19 protein-coding genes are annotated in these 16564 nt (G+C 69.3%); 14 read left to right on the top strand and 5 right to left on the bottom strand.

Annotated features, from left to right (window positions below; genetic code table 11):
- Positions 1 to 14: 14 nt before the first annotated feature.
- Entirely contained in the window at positions 15 to 842 is an 828-nt protein-coding gene (locus tag GWK50_RS06210) for an inositol monophosphatase (protein WP_059400290.1), read from the bottom strand.
- Between the two features lie 228 nt (positions 843 to 1070).
- Positions 1071 to 1301, bottom strand: a complete 231-nt coding sequence (locus tag GWK50_RS06205; protein ID WP_059400289.1) for an AlpA family phage regulatory protein — start codon at positions 1299 to 1301, stop codon at positions 1071 to 1073.
- Between the two features lie 818 nt (positions 1302 to 2119).
- Here GWK50_RS06205 and GWK50_RS19810 point away from each other — a divergent pair.
- Positions 2120 to 2329 carry a hypothetical protein gene (locus tag GWK50_RS19810; protein ID WP_082136757.1) on the top strand — a complete coding sequence of 70 codons (210 nt, stop codon included), beginning with the start codon at positions 2120 to 2122 and terminating at the stop codon, positions 2327 to 2329.
- A gap of 111 nt (positions 2330 to 2440) precedes the next feature.
- A complete protein-coding gene (locus tag GWK50_RS06195) occupies positions 2441 to 2791 on the top strand; it encodes an RNA-binding protein (protein ID WP_059400288.1) in 351 nt (116 codons plus the stop codon).
- Positions 2792 to 2989: 198 nt separating this feature from the next.
- Here the strand turns inward: GWK50_RS06195 and GWK50_RS19805 are convergent, their stop codons facing one another.
- Positions 2990 to 3955: a DUF1845 domain-containing protein gene (locus GWK50_RS19805; protein ID WP_242455310.1), complete on the bottom strand. Its 966-nt coding sequence runs from the start codon at positions 3953 to 3955 to the stop codon at positions 2990 to 2992.
- A 477-nt stretch (positions 3956 to 4432) separates the two neighbouring features.
- Here GWK50_RS19805 and GWK50_RS06185 point away from each other — a divergent pair, with 477 nt between their 5' ends.
- The 5 genes from GWK50_RS06185 (at position 4433) to GWK50_RS06165 (ending at position 8102) form a co-directional block, all read left to right on the top strand.
- Positions 4433 to 4996: a hypothetical protein gene (locus GWK50_RS06185; RefSeq protein WP_059400287.1), complete on the top strand. Its 564-nt coding sequence runs from the start codon at positions 4433 to 4435 to the stop codon at positions 4994 to 4996.
- A 53-nt stretch (positions 4997 to 5049) separates the two neighbouring features.
- The gene (locus GWK50_RS06180) at positions 5050 to 5262 is read left to right on the top strand and encodes a hypothetical protein (RefSeq protein ID WP_059400286.1); all 213 of its coding nucleotides are present in this window, start codon (positions 5050 to 5052) and stop codon (positions 5260 to 5262) included.
- The gene (locus GWK50_RS06175; RefSeq protein WP_059400285.1) at positions 5259 to 5567 is read left to right on the top strand and encodes a hypothetical protein; all 309 of its coding nucleotides are present in this window, start codon (positions 5259 to 5261) and stop codon (positions 5565 to 5567) included. The genes GWK50_RS06180 and GWK50_RS06175 overlap by 4 nt, the downstream gene beginning before the upstream one ends.
- Before the next feature lie 144 nt (positions 5568 to 5711).
- Entirely contained in the window at positions 5712 to 6728 is a 1017-nt protein-coding gene (locus GWK50_RS06170; RefSeq protein WP_059400284.1) for a toprim domain-containing protein, read from the top strand.
- 312 nt (positions 6729 to 7040) lie between these two features.
- On the top strand, positions 7041 to 8102 hold the full coding sequence (locus tag GWK50_RS06165) for a DUF932 domain-containing protein (protein WP_059400283.1): 1062 nt from the start codon (positions 7041 to 7043) through the stop codon (positions 8100 to 8102).
- Positions 8103 to 8178: 76 nt separating this feature from the next.
- Here GWK50_RS06165 and GWK50_RS06160 read toward each other — a convergent pair whose 3' ends face one another.
- A complete protein-coding gene (locus GWK50_RS06160) occupies positions 8179 to 8937 on the bottom strand; it encodes a S24 family peptidase (protein ID WP_162015738.1) in 759 nt (252 codons plus the stop codon).
- Positions 8938 to 9203: 266 nt separating this feature from the next.
- On the opposite strand from GWK50_RS06160, the gene GWK50_RS06155 reads away from it, so the two are divergent.
- The 5 genes from GWK50_RS06155 (at position 9204) to GWK50_RS06135 (ending at position 14637) form a co-directional block, all read left to right on the top strand.
- Positions 9204 to 9536 (top strand): hypothetical protein, encoded by a 333-nt coding sequence (locus tag GWK50_RS06155; protein WP_059400281.1) that lies wholly within the window; start codon positions 9204 to 9206, stop codon positions 9534 to 9536.
- Positions 9537 to 9543: 7 nt separating this feature from the next.
- Entirely contained in the window at positions 9544 to 10191 is a 648-nt protein-coding gene (locus GWK50_RS06150) for a FlhC family transcriptional regulator (RefSeq protein ID WP_059400280.1), read from the top strand.
- Positions 10192 to 10287: 96 nt separating this feature from the next.
- On the top strand, positions 10288 to 12117 hold the full coding sequence (gene mobH, locus GWK50_RS06145; RefSeq protein WP_082136756.1) for a MobH family relaxase: 1830 nt from the start codon (positions 10288 to 10290) through the stop codon (positions 12115 to 12117).
- A 1-nt stretch (position 12118) separates the two neighbouring features.
- Positions 12119 to 14017: a conjugative transfer system coupling protein TraD gene (traD, locus tag GWK50_RS06140; RefSeq protein WP_059400278.1), complete on the top strand. Its 1899-nt coding sequence runs from the start codon at positions 12119 to 12121 to the stop codon at positions 14015 to 14017.
- Positions 14014 to 14637: a DUF4400 domain-containing protein gene (locus GWK50_RS06135; protein WP_059400277.1), complete on the top strand. Its 624-nt coding sequence runs from the start codon at positions 14014 to 14016 to the stop codon at positions 14635 to 14637. Before traD ends, GWK50_RS06135 begins: the two co-directional genes overlap by 4 nt.
- A 43-nt stretch (positions 14638 to 14680) precedes the next feature.
- Here the strand turns inward: GWK50_RS06135 and GWK50_RS06130 are convergent, their stop codons facing one another.
- Positions 14681 to 15031: an H-NS histone family protein gene (locus tag GWK50_RS06130; protein WP_059400276.1), complete on the bottom strand. Its 351-nt coding sequence runs from the start codon at positions 15029 to 15031 to the stop codon at positions 14681 to 14683.
- A gap of 241 nt (positions 15032 to 15272) precedes the next feature.
- Between GWK50_RS06130 and GWK50_RS06125 the strand changes: the two genes are divergently transcribed.
- The gene (locus tag GWK50_RS06125) at positions 15273 to 15782 is read left to right on the top strand and encodes a hypothetical protein (RefSeq protein WP_059400442.1); all 510 of its coding nucleotides are present in this window, start codon (positions 15273 to 15275) and stop codon (positions 15780 to 15782) included.
- Positions 15783 to 15948: 166 nt separating this feature from the next.
- Positions 15949 to 16560, top strand: a complete 612-nt coding sequence (locus GWK50_RS06120) for a lytic transglycosylase domain-containing protein (protein ID WP_082136755.1) — start codon at positions 15949 to 15951, stop codon at positions 16558 to 16560.
- The last annotated feature ends 4 nt before the right edge of the window (positions 16561 to 16564 follow it).

Here is a 16564-nt window from a genome sequence, read left to right as displayed (position 1 = left end):
CCACCCCGTCCTGCTCAATCCAGCAGCGCCGCCTTCAGGTCCCGCCAGCTCCGCGCATCGGGCGCGCAGATCAGCCCGCCTGACATGTGCGCGGGGAGAAAAGGCGAGCCATCGAAATGCGCGCTGTGCCCGCCGGCTTCGCGGTGCAGCAGCCAGCCCGCGGCGTGGTCCCAGGGCATCAGCTTGTTGTAGAACAGCGCGTGGACCTGCCCGGCCGCCGCAAGCCGGTACTCGTGCGCCGCGCAACGCAGCCAGCAGGTGGTCGACAGCGAGGACAGGCGCTGGTTCACGCGCGTGCGCAGCGGCTCGGGCAGGAAGTTGGTGCCGATGACGCCGTCCATCTGGTCCGGGGGCACCGGTGCAGCCACCCGCAGATCGATGCGGCGCCCGCCGCCTTCATGTTCGAGCCATGCGCCGCCGCTCCTGAACGCGTAGGCCGTGCTGCCGGTCACCGGATCGTGGATCGCGCCGGCCATGATCTCTCCGCGCACCACCGCAGCGGCCATGACGCCGAACAGCGGAAGACCGCTGGCGAAATTGCGGGTGCCGTCGAGCGGATCGACCACGAAGGCCAGGTCGCGGCCGCCGATGCGCTCCAGCAGTTCCGGGTCGCGGCCGGCCGCTTCCTCGCCCACGATGAGCGCGCCCGGGAACCGGCGCGCCAGGTCGCTGGCGATCGCCGCCTCGGAGCGTTCATCCGCCAGCGTGACCACGTCGAATGCCGAGGTCTTGCGCGCTATCTGGTCCGGCGCGAGGCGGTTGAAGCGCGGCATCAGCTCGGCCTGTCCCGCCGCCTGCAGCACCTTGCCCATCCATAACAGGTCATCCATCGAAAACGCCATATGCCAGCCTCCTTGCGGCGTTTCAGTGTTGGCCCCGCACGGGCAGCGGCAATGCGTGCAGCGGGTCCCTTCCTTGCGGCCGCGCGCGCAGCGGGGCCAGGCCACGCTTCCATGGCGATGCCGCGTACGTGCGGGACGGCGGGGCACCTGTGCCTCCGGATCCACCCGAGCGCATGCGCGCGCAGGCCGCTCCTTCGCGGTCGACCGGCGCCGTGCGCTCGCGGGACGCTACGCCGGGGAGCGCGGATGCTGGCTTCCTTGGTCCGCGATCCAGCGGCGCACGTCCTCGGCCCGCCACGCGGTGACCCGGGGCGACAGCTTCACGGGCGCAGGGAAGCTGCCGCTGTCGACGCGGCGCCACAGGGTCGACTTCGAGATGGGCACGAACACCAGCACCTGGCGTTCGCGCAGAAACCCCGTCTCGGGCAGCACGGCAGGACGTTCGGATGGGTAGGTCATGGTTCGACTCCTACACCGGCAAGGCCGGTCGGTGGCCGACCCGCTCGTTCACGTGGGGCTAGGTCAGGATGACACCCACGCTAGGGACGCAACACGCTGGCGCACACCGTGGACGTCCCCTGGACGGTGTGGCGATCGACAAGTTCATGGCCGCGCTCGGCGGACGCCTCTGGTCACCGCGGCGAGCGACGGCAGACCATCCGGCGGCGGGCAGGCGCGAGGAAGAGAATTCGCAAGCAGCTCCAGGGCTGGAGGGTCGAGGAGATCCAGCTGTCCCCGCCCGAAGTCACCGCGGAGAACACGGGCGCATGCGGGCTGCCGGAACCATATCGCGCCTGCGCCAAGAGGCATAGGGTGCCGGGCCGCGGCGCCACGTCCTAGCACCGAATGCCACGCCGCGGGAGACAAGTCGGAGTGACTTCCCGCAGCGGACCTTGTCTCGTGTCGGCGCAGTCGTTCCCTCGCCCTCGCCTGGGGAGAATGCGGCAGGCTCGAAAGACAGCGGCGGCAGGCATCTCGCGCGCGGAGCCGAAGGAATCCGAGCGCATCGGTGCGGCAGGGCTTTTATAAAACCAAAAAGAATATCAAGCTTCTCGTCCATACGAATCGAGATATACTCAAACCAGTTCAACTGGCTGTTCCCAGCAGCCACGACAACGCCCGCCGAAGGCGCCACATCGTCCCGCGCGGCTAGCTTTTGCGGCTATTGCCGCCCGGTGGGTCTGTAGAGCTGCAGCCTATCCCGTTTCTCCATGCTCATGCAGGTCCATTCCAGCCTGCGTTGCCGACTGAACCCGATTCCAAATACCGCCATTCCCATGGGCAAGTACGTCGTTTCGCCCGCGACACACCAGACCGACTGTGGCCGCTTCCGCGCCTCCGTCTCGGTCCAACGCTCTCAAGGCAACGGCAGCTACTGTCGAGTGTTCCGCTTTGACAGAGCCTTTGCCTCTCGCGAAGCCGCGCGAATCTTCGCAGTCACCCAAGGCTGGCTGCAAACGTGCATGCAGCACCCTCCGGCGTGCTGAGCAACTGCGCCCCACCGCGTCCCTTCCATCCGTCCGCATGTGGCCTCCACATGCACATCCCTAGCGCAAACGGCGCGCCCTTGCGCGCGCCCCATGAATAAAGGCTTTTCCATGTCCAGCAAGATCTATGTAGGCAACCTCCCCTACTCCGTCACCGATTCCAGCCTGCAGAGCAACTTTGCCGAGTTCGGCAGCGTCGCCTCCGCCAAGGTCATGACGGACCGTGAGACCGGCCGTTCCAAGGGCTTCGGCTTTGTCGAGATGGCTTCCGCCGAGAACGCCCAGGCCGCCATCAGCGCTTTGCACGGCAGGTCCGTCGATGGACGCTCGATCGTCGTCAACCTGGCTCGCCCCCGCGAAGAGGGTCGTGGTGCGGGTGGCCATGGTGCCCAGGGCTACCGTGCAGCCGGCCGTTCGGATGTCGGCTACGGCGATGGCGGCTACGGCGGTGGTCGCTACTGAACCCAGCCGCACCGCAGAAAGACCGGCCCATCTGGGCCGGTTTTTTTCGCCTCCACCGGCCCGCTGTGGACCGCCGCCCAGCCTCTGGGCCGATGGCGCTGTGCCCCATCCTCGTTCGGTCCCTTCAAGGGTCTGCGCGCTTGTCCGCGGCGATGCGGACGCGATTGCGCCGCCTCGTTGCCGTTCGTGATCGCTGCACTATTCCCGCGGCACCACCTCGGCCGGGGGATCCACCGGCGCGCCTGCGTCCGCAGTCGGCGGGGTACCCGATAGGGCAGCCGTGTCGCCCCCCGGCTGGGCGCCGGGCTGACTGCCAGCCTCCCCGTTCGCTTCCGGGGCTGCCGGCTTGCGGCGCACACGCTTGAGTACGGACGGACCCATGGCGTGCTCCATGGCCTCGTGCGCAGCGTCAGCCCCGCTCCCTGGTTCCGCCGCCGGGAGGATGGGATCGGGCTCGCCCCCGGACTGGCTGGCATTGCCGACGTCGAGCGCGGCGGCATCGTCCATGCGCGGTTCGCCGGCCGCTGGCGCAACCGGCCGAGGGGCCACCTCGCCCAGATCTCCATCACGCGCCCCCATTGCATTCATGCGCCTGCGCAGACCGGTGGCCTGCCGGCGCGCCGAATTGGCGATGTCCTTGATCTGGCGCTTCAGCGCGGCGCGCTGGATGTCCAGCTCCTGGGTGCTGATGACCTCATGGATCTCCAGCGTCTGCAGCAAGGGCATCAGCTGGTCGAGCTGGTTGAGCACCTCGAGGTACCGCCGCCCGCTCGAGGACAGGATGCCGACCTCGATCTCCAGCGGCTGCGTGTCATAGGTCGCGAAGCTGCTGATCCCATGGGCCTTGAAGAGGGCCTCCGCGCCGTCGAGCGCCTGGTTGAGCCTGTTCTTGACCGCGTCGATGTCGGCGCGCAGCGAGGTCTCCTCCCTCTCGACGTCCTGGTGGTCGATGCGCGTGCGCGCGATCACGGAAATGAAGTGGGCGTTGAGCTGCAGCGTGTTGAACATGCGCACGAACAACCGCTTGGCCTCCGCGCTCGTGAAATGCGTGCGGACCTTCAGGCTCGCCGCCTCGACCCTGCGGAAGTCGGCCTTGGCCTCCCGCGCCAGGATGCGGGCGTTGACCGCGCCCTGGTCCGTCTTCACGATCTGGATATCAGCCATCGCCGCCTCCGGTGCTTCGGTTCCTGCGGCCGATCTTCGGCGCCCGCCGCGCGCGCCGCCACCCGAAATCCAACCCGAATCCGGCGCATTTCGGCGACAGCCCGCGCGGGCGGCGCCGGGCGCCTTGACCCCGCCCCGCCGTCCCGCTACGGTGCTGTCCAACGGTAGCTGGCCCGCGGGCCCGGCCCGGCGGACACCCCGACCGGACGGATCCCGACTGCGAGCCCTGGAGCATTGGCCGCGCGCACGTCCGCGGCACCGGCAGGAACAGGCTTTCGAGGCAAGCGCCTGGCCTTGCGCCGAAAGCTCTTTCCGACCGGTAGCTGGCACACCGATCACGGCGGATCACCCGCCTACCTACAAACCAGCCTGGGTCCATTGACCCGCGAGCCTCGGCGCCATGCCGAGAGTATTCACCCCGAGGGGCACCCGCCCCTCACGGGGATTGGGCTGCCTCCTCCCTTCCTGGAGTCAGCCATGCCGACAAGCATTGCATCCCGCCGCCCGCGCGCGCCAGCGTCCGCGGACGTCTTCTACATCCTCCCCAGCACCGCGCTGGCGGGTGCCTCGATCGTCGGGGCGCCCGACTGGTCCGACATCGATCCCGACGGCGACGACGACGCGCACGAATGGACGGTGGAAGAGATCGTGTATCTCCATTGGCGCCTGCTCAAGGACGTGCGCGATCTGGCGAACACGAGAACGCCGCTGGACGAGAAGCTCGCGACCCTGGGCTGGATCTTTACCGACCCGGAAAAGGACCGCCTCCCCTTCTCGTTCGTCAACTGCCTGCGCGTGGTGGGCTGCAGCCCGCTCTCGCCCATCGCCTATTGCGGCCGGGTGGACAGCGAGGAGATCCGCGATCACATCGCGCGCAACGTGAAGGGGTGGCTGATGGAGTCGCTCGCACGCTACCCGCGCTGGGTGGCGGAGGCGTTCGCAAGCAACCCGGGCTGGATCGAGGCTCGGCTCGCCCGGAACCCCCAGTGGATCAACGAGCAGATCAAGTGGCTCTCGTTCCAGGGCGACCTCTTCGCCTGATCCCCCTCTTCCTGGAGCCCGCGGACGCGGGCTCCGCAACCCAAGGAGATGCCATGTCTTCATTCGAAATCATGCTGTGCCTCGTGCTCGTGCTGGCCGCCTACGGCGTCGCCGCGCGATGGGACGACGAGGCAGCGCGGGCCGCCCGCGCCGAGTCCCGGTGCACGGCCTCGGCTGCCGCGCCGTTCCCCGGCGCGGGCCCGGCCCGGCGCCGGTGCGCAGACCTCCCCGCCAGGGAAACCTCCGGACAGGGGGTGGAGCCATGACACAGGCAGCCACCTTCGCGCGCTCCCGGCCGCTGGTGCCGGTCTGCGACACCGCGGAACTCGAGTTCCTCATCAAGGAAAGCGAGATCGTCACGGGCATCGCCGGCCGGACCTTCGTGGTCCTCGGCTCGCGCATCCAGTCCTACCGCATCGCACTGCGGCCCAGCGGCTACCTGCTGCGTTCGCAGGACGGCGAGGCCATGGCTGCCGACACGCGGTACGTGAGCGCCGCCGACTGGCCGGACCACCCGGTGTCGCGGGCGCTGCAGGCCGGCCTGCTGTTCACGTTCGAGATCGGCCGTTAGGCCAGCGCCATTGCCGCGCGGGAGGTCCGGTCCCCGGGGCCGCCTGCGCGGGCGCCACATCCATTGGAGGAAAAACATGCATCGCATAGAACCACTTGGGCAGCCCGCACGCGCGCGGCCGCCCGGAACGCACAGGACGTCGCCATGACGGAGACGGAATACGAGCTGCGCATCGAGGACGTCAAGGCACGCGCCCACGGCCGCTGGGACGAGATCCTGCGCTGCCTGGGCGTGGACGAGCGCATCCTCAAGCACAAGAACCTGCCGTGCCCCCTGTGCGGCGGCACGGACCGGTTCCAGTACACGGACCGATACGGCGAAGGCAACTACCACTGCCGCAACCGGGATTCTTGCGGGCCGGGCGGTGGCTTCAAGCTGCTGCAGGCTCTCAAAGGCTGGGACTTCGTCACCACGCTCAAGAAGGTCAACGAGTGCGTCGGCGGCCTGCCCGCCGCGACCGCGTCCCACGCGCAGCCGGCCGGCGCCGAGCGCATGCTGCTGCTCGCGCGCCGCATCTGGGACGAAGGCCTGCAGATCCGGCGGGGCGACGAGGTGGACCGCTATCTCTGCGGCCGCGGGCTCGGGATGGACGTCTATCCGAGCGCGCTGCGCTACCACCCGCGCCTGGGCTACTACGAGCGCGGTGCCGACGGCAAGACCCGCCGCGTGGCCGAGTACGCCGCGATGCTCGCGCGCATCGACGGGCCGGACGGCCAGCTGGTGTCGCTGCACCGCACCTACCTGAGCGGCGGGCGCAAGGCGGCCCTGCCCGATGCCAAGAAGGTCCTGACCGCGGGCATCAACGGCGCGGCCATCCGCCTGTTCGAGCCCACGGAGGTGCTCGGCCTCACCGAGGGCATCGAGAACGCGATCGCGGTGCACCTGCTCAAGGACATCCCGGTCTGGCCCGGCCTGAGCGCGGGCAACCTGGAGAGGATCTGGCTGCCGGACACCGTGCGGCGGGTGCTGATCTTCGGCGACAACGACGCTGACGCCGACTTCGACGGGGAGGCCAGTTCCTACTTCCTGGCGCGCCGCCTGCGCAAGGAGGCACGGCACGGCCCCGCGCGCGAGGTCGAGGTCCACATCCCGCGCAAGCCGGGCGCCGACTGGGCCGAGGTCTGGTGGTCCATCGTGCAAAAGATGAGACGCGCCGCGTGACGGCGGGGTCCCGGCGAAGGCGCCGCCTTCCCGGGCCATCCCGGACGGGTCCGACCGGAGGTCGGACCCGCCTTCTCGGTGACTTTCGCCACAGGCGAGGTCAGCGACAAGGCATTGGAGCATCTCCCGGAGCATCGCTCCGCTGGTAGCTGCCAGACCAAGCCGCGCATCGCGCGGCGAAGGCAGCCCTGGAGTTGGCACGCGGCATCCGTCGCGCGCACCGTGAAGCGGCGAACGCCGCTTCGTTCACCACCCCGCGGGGACCGTTCCCCGAGGGGAGGCGCGTCCCCGCATTTGTCTTTGGAGATTCAAATGCGCAATGGACGAACCCTCGAGGAGCTTGCTCGCGAACTGACGCGCCAGCTCGAGACCAAGAAGGACCTGGTGCTGCCCCCGTCGGCGATGCGGCACGAGACCGACGGACAGGGCGAGACGCGCCTGGTCATCGACCATCCCGATGGCGGCCGCTTCGCCGTCACCGAGCTCGCGCGCCGCCAACTGGCCGGCAAGCTGAACATTCCCTATGCGTACTTCGAGCGCATGCGCACGGAGCAGCAGGACCTGCTGGATCGCAACGTCAACACCTGGCTGCAGTGCGACGAAGGACACAAGATGGTGCGAACCCTGGATGGCCAGGCCCGCGCCTTCCTGTCCGACCGCTACCGGCGGTTGGACAACTACGACCTGGCCAACGCGGTGATCCCGATCCTGGGCGGCCTGCCCGACGTGCGCTTCGAGTCGATGGAGCTCACGCCCACGAGGATGTACATCAAGGTCGTGGTTCCGCCGCTGGCCTACACGATGGCACCCGGCGACATCGTGCAGGCGGGCATCGCGATCACCAACTCCGAGGTCGGGCACGGCACGCTGTCGGTGCAGCCGCTGCTGTACCGCGTCCTGTGCAGCAACGGGCTGATCGTTCCCGAGCGCGCGCTGCGCAAGACCCACATCGGGCGGGCACTGGGCGCGGAGGACAATGCCGTCCAGGTCTACAAGGAAGACACGCTCCTCGCAGACGACCGGGCGTTCTTCCTCAAGGTGCGCGACGTCATCCAGGACGTGGTGGCCGAAACGACCTTCCTGGAAGCGGCCCGCAAGATGCAACGGACCCAGGGCATCCAGCTGCGCGGCGACCCCGCAAAGAGCGTGCAGGTGCTGGCCAACCGCTACGAGCTCAGCGATGGGGAGCGCGCCGGCGTGCTGCGCCATCTGGTCAGCGGCGGCGAGCTCTCCGGCTACGGGCTGGTGAATGCCGTGACGCACTTCAGCCAGGAGATCCCGGACTACGACCGGGCCACCGTGTTCGAGGAACTGGGGGGCAAGCTCATCGAGCTGCCGGCCCGCGAGTGGGAAGGCCTCGCCGCAGCAAGCTGAACCGCAGCGGCGCACGGGCATGGCCCCATCCCCGGCCCCGGGGATGGGGCCCCTCGCCGCAGTCGGCGGTGTGCGGTCAGCGCGGCGCCTGCCGCGCCGAGCCCCTCCAGAACTTGCGGACCTGGATGACGCCCTCGACCCGTCCGAGCACCTTGAGCTGACGCCGGGTGCTTTCGGCGGCGTCCTTGATGACCGTCTCCGGATACCGGGTGTTGGCACAGCCCAGCACCAGGCCCGTGCCCGGCCGGTATTCGAGCGTGCGCACGAGTTCGCGCCCGTCGCAGGCGATCAGATAGTTCCCGTTGCCGCGGAACTCGGTGACCGCGAAATCGACGAACAGCGTGTCGCCATCTGCGATGTCCGGCTCCATATCGTCGCCGTGCATCCGCCTGGCGCAGCAGCCATACATCTGGTCGCGCACCTCGCTCGCCACATCCTGCACCCACTCCTCCGGCTCGCCGTCCGGCGCGGCGGCGGGTTCCGTCGGGGCCAGGGCCTGGCGCAGGGACCGCTTCTCGCCCAGCAGCCCCAACAGCCACGAGGGGTCGCCGTCCATGCCCGTGCACAGCAGCTTGAAAGAGGCGAGGTCCGGCAATCCCGGCGCCGTGCAGTCGATCCAGCGGCGCGTGGTCTGGTAGGCCCGGCCGGTGATCTCCGCCAGGTGCACGGCCTGCTTGTGCCCTTCCGGGATCCGGGCATCGCGCAGGCGCTCTAGCAGCCGGGCCTTCAGGCTGACGGACAGCGCCGCGTCCTCGTCGGCGCGCCCATCCGCTGCCTGCACTTCCAGTTCCCGGGATTTGGTCCTCGATGTCTTGTTCATTTCGCTCTTTGCCATGCCACCCAGCTTTGCCACGATTTCGTGACCGTCAACCGCTCCATCGTCCGCCGCCACCCCGAATCTGCCGGTTTCCAGGCCACATCGGTACCTGTCGAAACAATTTAGAGCAATTTCTATTGAAAAAATCACACTTCAGAGCATAAGCTCTAACCTGCCTGCACGCGCATGCAGGCGGAACCTGGCGCGAACCTGCCTGCAGCCAATCGGCGCCGAGCACGGCACGTCACCTCGCCCCCAGGGGGCACACCAAGGAGGAGGTACCCATGGTCGCCATCGATCTCTCGGAGGTCCAGCTTTCCAACCTCACGCTCTTGCTGACGATGCGCGACAGCATCAGCCGCGACCCCACCCTGGCCTGCGGGCTGTTTGGACTGCGCGAGCCCGACGCCCGATACCTCGCCTCACTGTCCAGCACACAGATTCTCGCCATCGTGGCCAACGTTGGCAACGAGACCCTGTTCGCTCCGCGCGCCGACCTGTTCACCCTTCTGCGCTCGCCCCTGCCACTCGCCGGCGCCCTCTGCGCCGTCCATCCGCCTGCGCCGATCCTGCCCGCTGCTCCGGTGGCGGCCGCCGAGCAGGCGCCCTGCATGTGACTGCGACATGGTGCCGCCGCCCCCCTTGCCGACCGCTCCGGTACGCCACGCGGAGCGCCAGCTCCAGCGGCTCGGGCTCGCCAGGGAATGCGCGCAGCTCGGCGCGCGCCTGCGCACGATCGAGATCGTGAGCGGACTCCACCAGCGCCAGATCCTGCGCCTGCTCCATGCCGACCACTGCGTGCCGCCGCGCGGGCGCTCGCCCGAGACGCCGGAGTGGTACCACGGCGGCACGCTTCTGGACCGCACGGAGGCATCGGTCTTCGCAAGCCTCTACCGGCGCCTGCGCGGCCTCGACTTCGACCCGGCCCAGGCGTTGCTGGGCGCGTACCGCCACTATCGCGGCATCTGCCGGCGCACGCCCCGGCTCAGCTTCGATCGGGCTTTCGACCTGGCGCGGCACCTCGACGGCATCTGGAATGCCAAGGAGGTCTGCTTCTCCCTGGTCACCTGTGCCGTCTGCGGCAGCGAACACCTTGCCGAGGCGGGCGCCGCCGCGCACGCGGCCGGCAACTGCCCCTTCTGCAAGCTGATGGTCCGCTTTCCCCGCGACCCGCGGGTGCAGATGAGCTTTCCCACGCCACCGCTGCCGGACCCGGCCTGCCTGCAGTGGCGCCTCGCTCCGAACGCACGGCTGCACACCTCGCGCGACTGACCCTGCCGCGGCGGATCCGCCCGCGCGCCCACCTCGCCGGTTGCCGGCACCACCCCCGTACAGAGGAAGGACACGCACACGGACGGAGGACCGGCCATGCAGCCCGTCGACGCATTTCCACCAAGAGAAGCCCCTGCGGGGCAGCCCGGCGATGCCGCGCCGGAGAGTCCCGCAGCCGTGCCACCGCAGGCGCCAGCCGCCTTCGCCTACCCCGCGGTGGATCCGGGCTTCCCGGCGCTTGGACTCGACGAACTGCTGGCGGCGCACGCGAATCTGCTGTCGCGCATCAAGATCTGCTACGGCACCGATCGCCCGACCTTCGAGCGCGATGTGCTGCCGCTCGTGCGCCGCTATGCGGCGTTCGTGCACCTACTGCCAGCCACGCCCGCCAACTACTTCAATGTGCCGGGCGGCCTTCTGCAAGTGGGACTGGAAACGGCCTTCTTCGCGCTCCAGGGAACGGACGCACACATCTTCTCGGGCCGGGCCACGATCACGACGCGCCGGCACCTGGAGCCGCGCTGGCGCCTGGCCACGTTCATCGCAGGCCTGTGCGCTGAAGTCCACCGCACGCTGGGCCAGGTGATCGTGACCGACCACGCGGGCAGCGAGTGGCAGCCCTATCTGCTCGGCCTGCACCCGTGGCTGTCGCAGCATGCCGTGACGCGCTACTACCTCAAGTGGATCCCGAACGCCCCCGACAGCCCCGGCCTCTCGCTGTTCGTCCTGCCCCAGATCGTGCCGGTGGAGACGCTGCAGCATCTGGCCCAGGGCAACACGGTGGTGGTCCCGCACATGATGGCAAGCCTGTCGGGGATGCCGCTGTACCGCGAGCACAACATCCTGGCCGAGCTGGTCCGCCGCTCCGCGGCCCTGGTCATCGACCGGTTCCTCAAGGCCAGCGCCGACCGCTACGGCAAGCCCCAGCTCGGATCGCACCTGGAGCGCTATCTCGTGGATGCGCTGCGCCGCCTCGTTGCGACCCATCCCGCCTGGCTGCCGAACAGCGAGCGTTCCCGCGTCTGGTACGGCCGCGACGGGCTGTTCCTCGTCTGGCCGAACGCGGCCGCTGACGTCCGCAAGCTGCTCGAAGCCGACCAACTGCCAGGCGTCCCGAAGGCGCCCGAGACGATGCTGGAGGTGCTGCTCGGCGCAGGCGTCTTCGAAACGCGCGCCGACGGCAAGCCGCTCTGGACGATCGCGCCCCCCGGCGCCAAGACACCGCTGGAAGCGGTCAAGCTCGCCGCGGCCGCTGCCGTGCTGGCCGGCCTCGAACCCAGGCCCGAACCGCTGGCAGACGCGCTCGCCGCCGAGCTCGGGGCCGCCCCGGAGGGCAGTGCCGCGCCCACGCCCACGCCCACGCCCGCGCATTCCCGCGCGCCCGGCCCGCTACCCGCGGCGTCTCCAAGGGCCGAGCCGCACCAGCTCGAGTTGCCGGTCAGCGCCCTCGGCGCCGCAGGCCCAGGGACGCCAGCGCCCGAGACCGGCGAACGGGCGGCGGACACCGGGGGCCCCCAGTCGACCGTCCAGGGCGCATCTGCGAGCGACGCCTCCTCCGCGGCGCAAGCGGACCCTCCCGTCGCGCCCTCCCTGGCCTTGCACGCCCCGATGCGCCTGGCTCCGCACGTGCGCGCGGCCCTCGTCGACATCGTCGACGCCCTGAACACCGGCAGCGCCGCTCCGATGGCCGCAGCGACGCCCGCCGGCCTGTTCGTGGCGCTCGCGGAATTCGAACGCCGACATGTCGAGCCGTCGCTGGCGCTGCGCGCGCTGCGCGAAGCACGCATGCTGGCGGGCGGCGGCGACGGACCGGCGCCCACCTCGACCTGGGTGTTCGGCGGCGAGGCATGCCTGGGCCTGACCATCGCGCCGCCCTTCGTCTCGGGAATGGAGCCCGCGGCGGACGCAGGCAGCGGGAATCGCTGAGATGCTCGTACGCCGCTACGAGATGCCCTGGCGGCGCGCCTACGAGGGCTATGCGTGCCTGGCGTGGTACCTGGCGTTCGCCGTGACCCTGTTCGAGGCCGCGGTACGGGCGCTGCCATGGCTGCTGGCGGCGCCGATGGCGATCGCCTGCCTTCTCGCCGCGCTTGCCAGAACGGCGCAGGCCCTGCGCGTGCTCGTCGTCCGTGCTTCCCTTTCCGGCCACGCGATGGAAGTCATCGTCCCCGCCCAGCTGGAAAGGCTGCTCGCAGGACCCGACAGCGTCTACATCGGCCAGGGCTTCGAGTGGCAGCCTGTCCATTCCCAACGCCTGTACGAACTCGCGAAGATCGACTACCGGGACTATCTGGTCCCGCCCGCCCTGCTGAAGCTGCTGGGATACCGCGTCGATCCCCAGCCGGACGCCGAGATCGGCCTGCCGTACATCCACGGCGTCGAGCCGCAGGAGCGGCCGCTGTACCGGCCACTGCAGAACATGGAGGGGGGCACCCTGCTCGTCGGGACGACGCAGGCCGGCAAAGGCGTCGCGCTCGCCAACCTCATCACCCAGGCGGTGCGGCGCGGCGATGTCGTCATCGTCATCGACCCCAAGAACAGCCACCGCCTCAAGCGCGTCGTCAAATGGGCCTGCGAGCGCTATCGCGAGCCCGACACCTTCCTGGAATTCCATCCCGCCTTCCCCGAGACGGGGATTCGCATCGACTTCACCTTCAACTGGCAAAAGCCCAGCGAGGTCGCCTCCCGCATCCAGTCCATCATGCCGCCGGACACGGCCGGTGCCTTCAGCGCCTTCGGCTGGGACGCAGTGAACGTGGTCGTCCAGGGCCTCGTGGAGTTGGAGGAGCGCCCCAACCTGCTCAAGCTCACGCGCTACATCGAGGGCGGCATCGAGCCGATCCTGGAGGCAACGCTGCGCCGGCACTATGCCGCCATGCTGGGGCCCGGCTGGCGCGAAGTGCCCGAGATGAAGAAGCTGCTGCACGACGCGCAGCGCGGGAACATCCGCCGTCCCTCCGAGGCATCGAGCAACGAACTGCTCGGGCTTGTCTCGTACTACGAGCACCATGTCCCGGAGGCGCAGCGCACGAAGACCATCGACGCGCAGGTGCGGACCTTCAGGCACGACCGCGAGCACTACCAGAAGATCACGGCCAACCTGCTGCCGGTGCTGTCCATGCTCACCTCGGGCGACCTCGGCAAGACCCTCTCGCCCGATCCCTTCGATGCCGACGACACGCGCCCCATCATGAACCTCGAGAAGATCGAGCAGGCGGGCCACGTGCTGTACATGTGCGTGGACTCGCTGCCCGATCCCTCCGTGGCGTCGGCGATCGGAGCGCTCGCGCTCGCGGACCTCGCCGCGCGCGCCGGCATGCGCTACAACCTGGGCGCCTACCGGCGCATCTCGCTGTTCGTGGACGAAGTCTCCAACGTGATCAACCTCCCCCTGATCGAGATTCTCAACAAGGGCGCCGAGGGAGGCATCTACACTACCTGCGCGATGCAGACGCTGGCGGACCTGGCGCGGCGCCTCGGGAGCGAGGACGCGGCGCGCATGGTGCTCGGCAACCTCAACAATCTGATCGCGCTGCGCACCAAGGACGGCCCGACCCAGGAGTTCGTGGTCGAGACCTTCGGCCGCACGGCCATCCATACCGTTCGTGTCGGCCTCAACCACGGTGCCGACGCACACCTCGGCGACTTCTCGTCGTCCTACTCGACGCAGATCACCGAGACCCAGGAAGAAGCCGTGCCGGCGGACATCCTGGGCAAGCTGCCCAATCTGCACTACTTCGCATCCGTCTCCGGCGGCAGGCGCATCAAGGGGCGCTTCCAGATCATCGACCCCGACCACGGGCGCGGTAGCGCACGGCCATCATGATCCGCGTCGTCACCATCGCCTCGCTGACGGCACTGTTGCTGCTGGTCCTGTACCTGCCCTCAGCACAGCCGCCCGAGCGCTTCATGCAGCAGCTACGCCAGGAGCATCAGCAAAACAGCGACTTCTGGGGAGCCGACACGGCCGAGCGCATGCTGGACAGGATGATGGAGCTGCAGGCCGATGCCGCCGCCGCCTCGCCGGTTCCCGCCGCGTCAAGCGCCCCCGCGCACACGGGCGTGGACCAGGCCGTCGGGCGGGAGATGGCGCGGGTGAACCAGCGGCTGTTCAACAACCCTTACTTCCGCTCCATCGACGCGCTGCTCGTTCTGGCCTCCTACCGCCTCGCGATGCTGCTGGAGTGGCTGCCCAAGTACTGGCTCCTCGCGTTGGCGCTGGCCACCGACGCCTTCCTCGAGCGCGCCGTCAAGTCCAGGGAGTTCCGGCAGCACGACCCGGAGATGTTCGCCCTGTGCGTGAGCGCCGCGATCTTCACGCTGTGCGCGAGCGTGCTGGCGATGGTCTGGCCCTGGACGCTGCATCCGGCCGCCTGGGCCGCAGCGCCCGTTCTGGTGTGCGCCCTGGCCACCCGCGCGATCGCGCACTTCCACCGCCGGTCATGACCGGCGGATGCGCAGCCGAAGTCCAGCACCGTTCCTCCAGGCCTCAGACCGCGAAGTCCTCCAGCACCTTGCCCTGCTCCAGGGCATCGCGCAGCCAGCGCGGACGCGGCCCGCGGCCGGTCCAGGCATTGCCCTTGTCGTCCCGGTATTTCGCTGCCAGCGCCTTGCGCTTGTCCGGCGCCTTCTTCGCGGTGCCGGCGACCTGGGCCTTGACGTTCGGGCGTTGCCCACCGAACTTGAGATCGCTGGGGCGCAGGCCATAGTGCGCTATCGCTTCATTGATGCGCGCCACGACCTCCGCGACCTCCTTCTTGCGCAGGTCCTGCGCTTCCTTCTGGAGCAACTCGATCTCTTTGGTGATGTCGGCATAGGTGCGTGCAGCGTTCTTGGCCATGTAGAGCGTTCCCAGTCAGGTTGTGATGTGCCAATGCTAGCGGCTCTCTCGCGCAAGCCCAGGGCTGGCGCGGCGCCAAGGCAACGTCCGAGCGCGCTTGCCGAGAGCTGTCGCCGAAATCCCCCCCATATCCATCGCATTCCAGGGCGACAGCATGGACCGCCGCCCGTACGCTCATGGCACCGAGTTGTGTTCGATGCGGCCGCGGTCCCAGGACCGCGCCAACGCTCAGGAGATCGAGATGGACCATGCCCTGTCATCGCGCGACGAACCGATCCAGCACCGCCCTGCCAACCCGCAGGCGCCCGCCGACACCATAGTCGAGGCGAGGCTGTGGCTCGAGGAATACGCGTGGCTGTACAGCATCCTCAAGAGTGCGGCGAACGTCTGCCCCACCTTCCGCTTCCCCGATCTGATCAGCGCCGCCGTCTCGTTGAGCCTGGCCAATTCGGCAGACCAGCAGGAGGTCTTCCGGTTCCTGGGCACCCAGCTGGTCCTGCGTCCTCCCACCACGGCGCGCCGGCGCGAATCGATGTGGCGCGCGCAGTACGAGCAGTTGCGCGAGCTGCAGCGCTCACCGGCGAACCGCCATCCGAACCCGAACTTCCAGCTCGACCAGCTCACCACCGCCTGCGTCGCGCAGGCACGCCGCATCGATGAAAGCGGCGCCCGACTTCTGCGCCAGGCCCGGTTGAACATGGCCGAGCGCGCGAGCGGGGCCTCGGCCCACGCCGCACACGCAGAGCGCTGACCCCGCGCCACCGACCCCGACCGGCTGCGCGACCCGCCGCCGGCCCGACCCTCCGCCAGGCTGCACCGCCGCATCCTGACCACCCGCATCCGACCTTGCCCGGCCCCGCCGGTCGCGCCTCCGCCTCCGGTTCCCGGGGCGCGGACCGCCATCCATGGGACAAGTCATGCGATCTCTACCGTTCATCGCCGCACTCTTGCTGCACGCCGCGCCGGGCACGGCGAGCGCGTGCTGGGACGTCGCGGCGCAACGCTACGGCATCTCCGCCCACCTTCTCTATGCCGTGGCCCGCGTCGAGTCCGGGCTCAATCCGCGCGCGGTCAACAACACGCACCAGGCACGCACCGGCACGCGGGACATCGGGCTGATGCAGATCAACAGCTCGCACCTCCCGAAGCTCGCGCGCCATGGGATCACCGAGGCGCATCTGTACGACCCCTGCACCAACCTGCAGGTCGGCGCCTGGCTGCTCGCCGATGCGTTCGCGCGCCACGGCGTCACGTGGAACGCGGTAGGCGCCTACAACGCCGCGTGCTCGCAACTCAAGGGCGAGGCATGCGCCCGGGCCCGTTCGGAGTATGCGTGGAAGGTCTACCGCCGGCTGCCGCAGACACCGGCCGCCATGCCGGCTGCCGCCGTCGCTGCGCAATCGTCCCCGTCCCGCGGTCCCGCCGCTGGCGGCACGCGCACGGGCACAGGCACGGCGGTCGCAGCGGCGGCCCGCCCGGCGGCCTCCGTGCGCTACCACGTGCGGATCAGCCCGAGGGTGGCGCCATGAGGTG

The sequence above is a fragment of the Acidovorax sp. 210-6 genome, from assembly GCF_010020825.1.
In the GTDB taxonomy this organism is placed as follows: domain Bacteria; phylum Pseudomonadota; class Gammaproteobacteria; order Burkholderiales; family Burkholderiaceae_C; genus Simplicispira; species Simplicispira sedimenti.
This window is presented reverse-complemented; position numbering and strand designations above follow the sequence as displayed.

Bases quoted from the DNA above. Each gene is read 5' to 3' on its own strand.
- GWK50_RS06210 (WP_059400290.1), bottom strand. From the start codon at position 842: ATGGCGTTTTCGATGGATGACCTGTTATGGATGGGCAAGGTGCTGCAG.
- GWK50_RS06205 (WP_059400289.1), bottom strand. From the start codon at position 1,301: ATGACCTACCCATCCGAACGTCCTGCCGTGCTGCCCGAGACGGGGTTT.
- GWK50_RS19810 (WP_082136757.1), top strand. From the start codon at position 2,120: ATGGGCAAGTACGTCGTTTCGCCCGCGACACACCAGACCGACTGTGGC.
- GWK50_RS06195 (WP_059400288.1), top strand. From the start codon at position 2,441: ATGTCCAGCAAGATCTATGTAGGCAACCTCCCCTACTCCGTCACCGAT.
- GWK50_RS19805 (WP_242455310.1), bottom strand. From the start codon at position 3,955: ATGGCTGATATCCAGATCGTGAAGACGGACCAGGGCGCGGTCAACGCC.
- GWK50_RS06185 (WP_059400287.1), top strand. From the start codon at position 4,433: ATGCCGACAAGCATTGCATCCCGCCGCCCGCGCGCGCCAGCGTCCGCG.
- GWK50_RS06180 (WP_059400286.1), top strand. From the start codon at position 5,050: ATGTCTTCATTCGAAATCATGCTGTGCCTCGTGCTCGTGCTGGCCGCC.
- GWK50_RS06175 (WP_059400285.1), top strand. From the start codon at position 5,259: ATGACACAGGCAGCCACCTTCGCGCGCTCCCGGCCGCTGGTGCCGGTC.
- GWK50_RS06170 (WP_059400284.1), top strand. From the start codon at position 5,712: ATGACGGAGACGGAATACGAGCTGCGCATCGAGGACGTCAAGGCACGC.
- GWK50_RS06165 (WP_059400283.1), top strand. From the start codon at position 7,041: ATGCGCAATGGACGAACCCTCGAGGAGCTTGCTCGCGAACTGACGCGC.
- GWK50_RS06160 (WP_162015738.1), bottom strand. From the start codon at position 8,937: ATGGCAAAGAGCGAAATGAACAAGACATCGAGGACCAAATCCCGGGAA.
- GWK50_RS06155 (WP_059400281.1), top strand. From the start codon at position 9,204: ATGGTCGCCATCGATCTCTCGGAGGTCCAGCTTTCCAACCTCACGCTC.
- GWK50_RS06150 (WP_059400280.1), top strand. From the start codon at position 9,544: ATGGTGCCGCCGCCCCCCTTGCCGACCGCTCCGGTACGCCACGCGGAG.
- mobH (WP_082136756.1), top strand. From the start codon at position 10,288: ATGCAGCCCGTCGACGCATTTCCACCAAGAGAAGCCCCTGCGGGGCAG.
- traD (WP_059400278.1), top strand. From the start codon at position 12,119: ATGCTCGTACGCCGCTACGAGATGCCCTGGCGGCGCGCCTACGAGGGC.
- GWK50_RS06135 (WP_059400277.1), top strand. From the start codon at position 14,014: ATGATCCGCGTCGTCACCATCGCCTCGCTGACGGCACTGTTGCTGCTG.
- GWK50_RS06130 (WP_059400276.1), bottom strand. From the start codon at position 15,031: ATGGCCAAGAACGCTGCACGCACCTATGCCGACATCACCAAAGAGATC.
- GWK50_RS06125 (WP_059400442.1), top strand. From the start codon at position 15,273: ATGGACCATGCCCTGTCATCGCGCGACGAACCGATCCAGCACCGCCCT.
- GWK50_RS06120 (WP_082136755.1), top strand. From the start codon at position 15,949: ATGCGATCTCTACCGTTCATCGCCGCACTCTTGCTGCACGCCGCGCCG.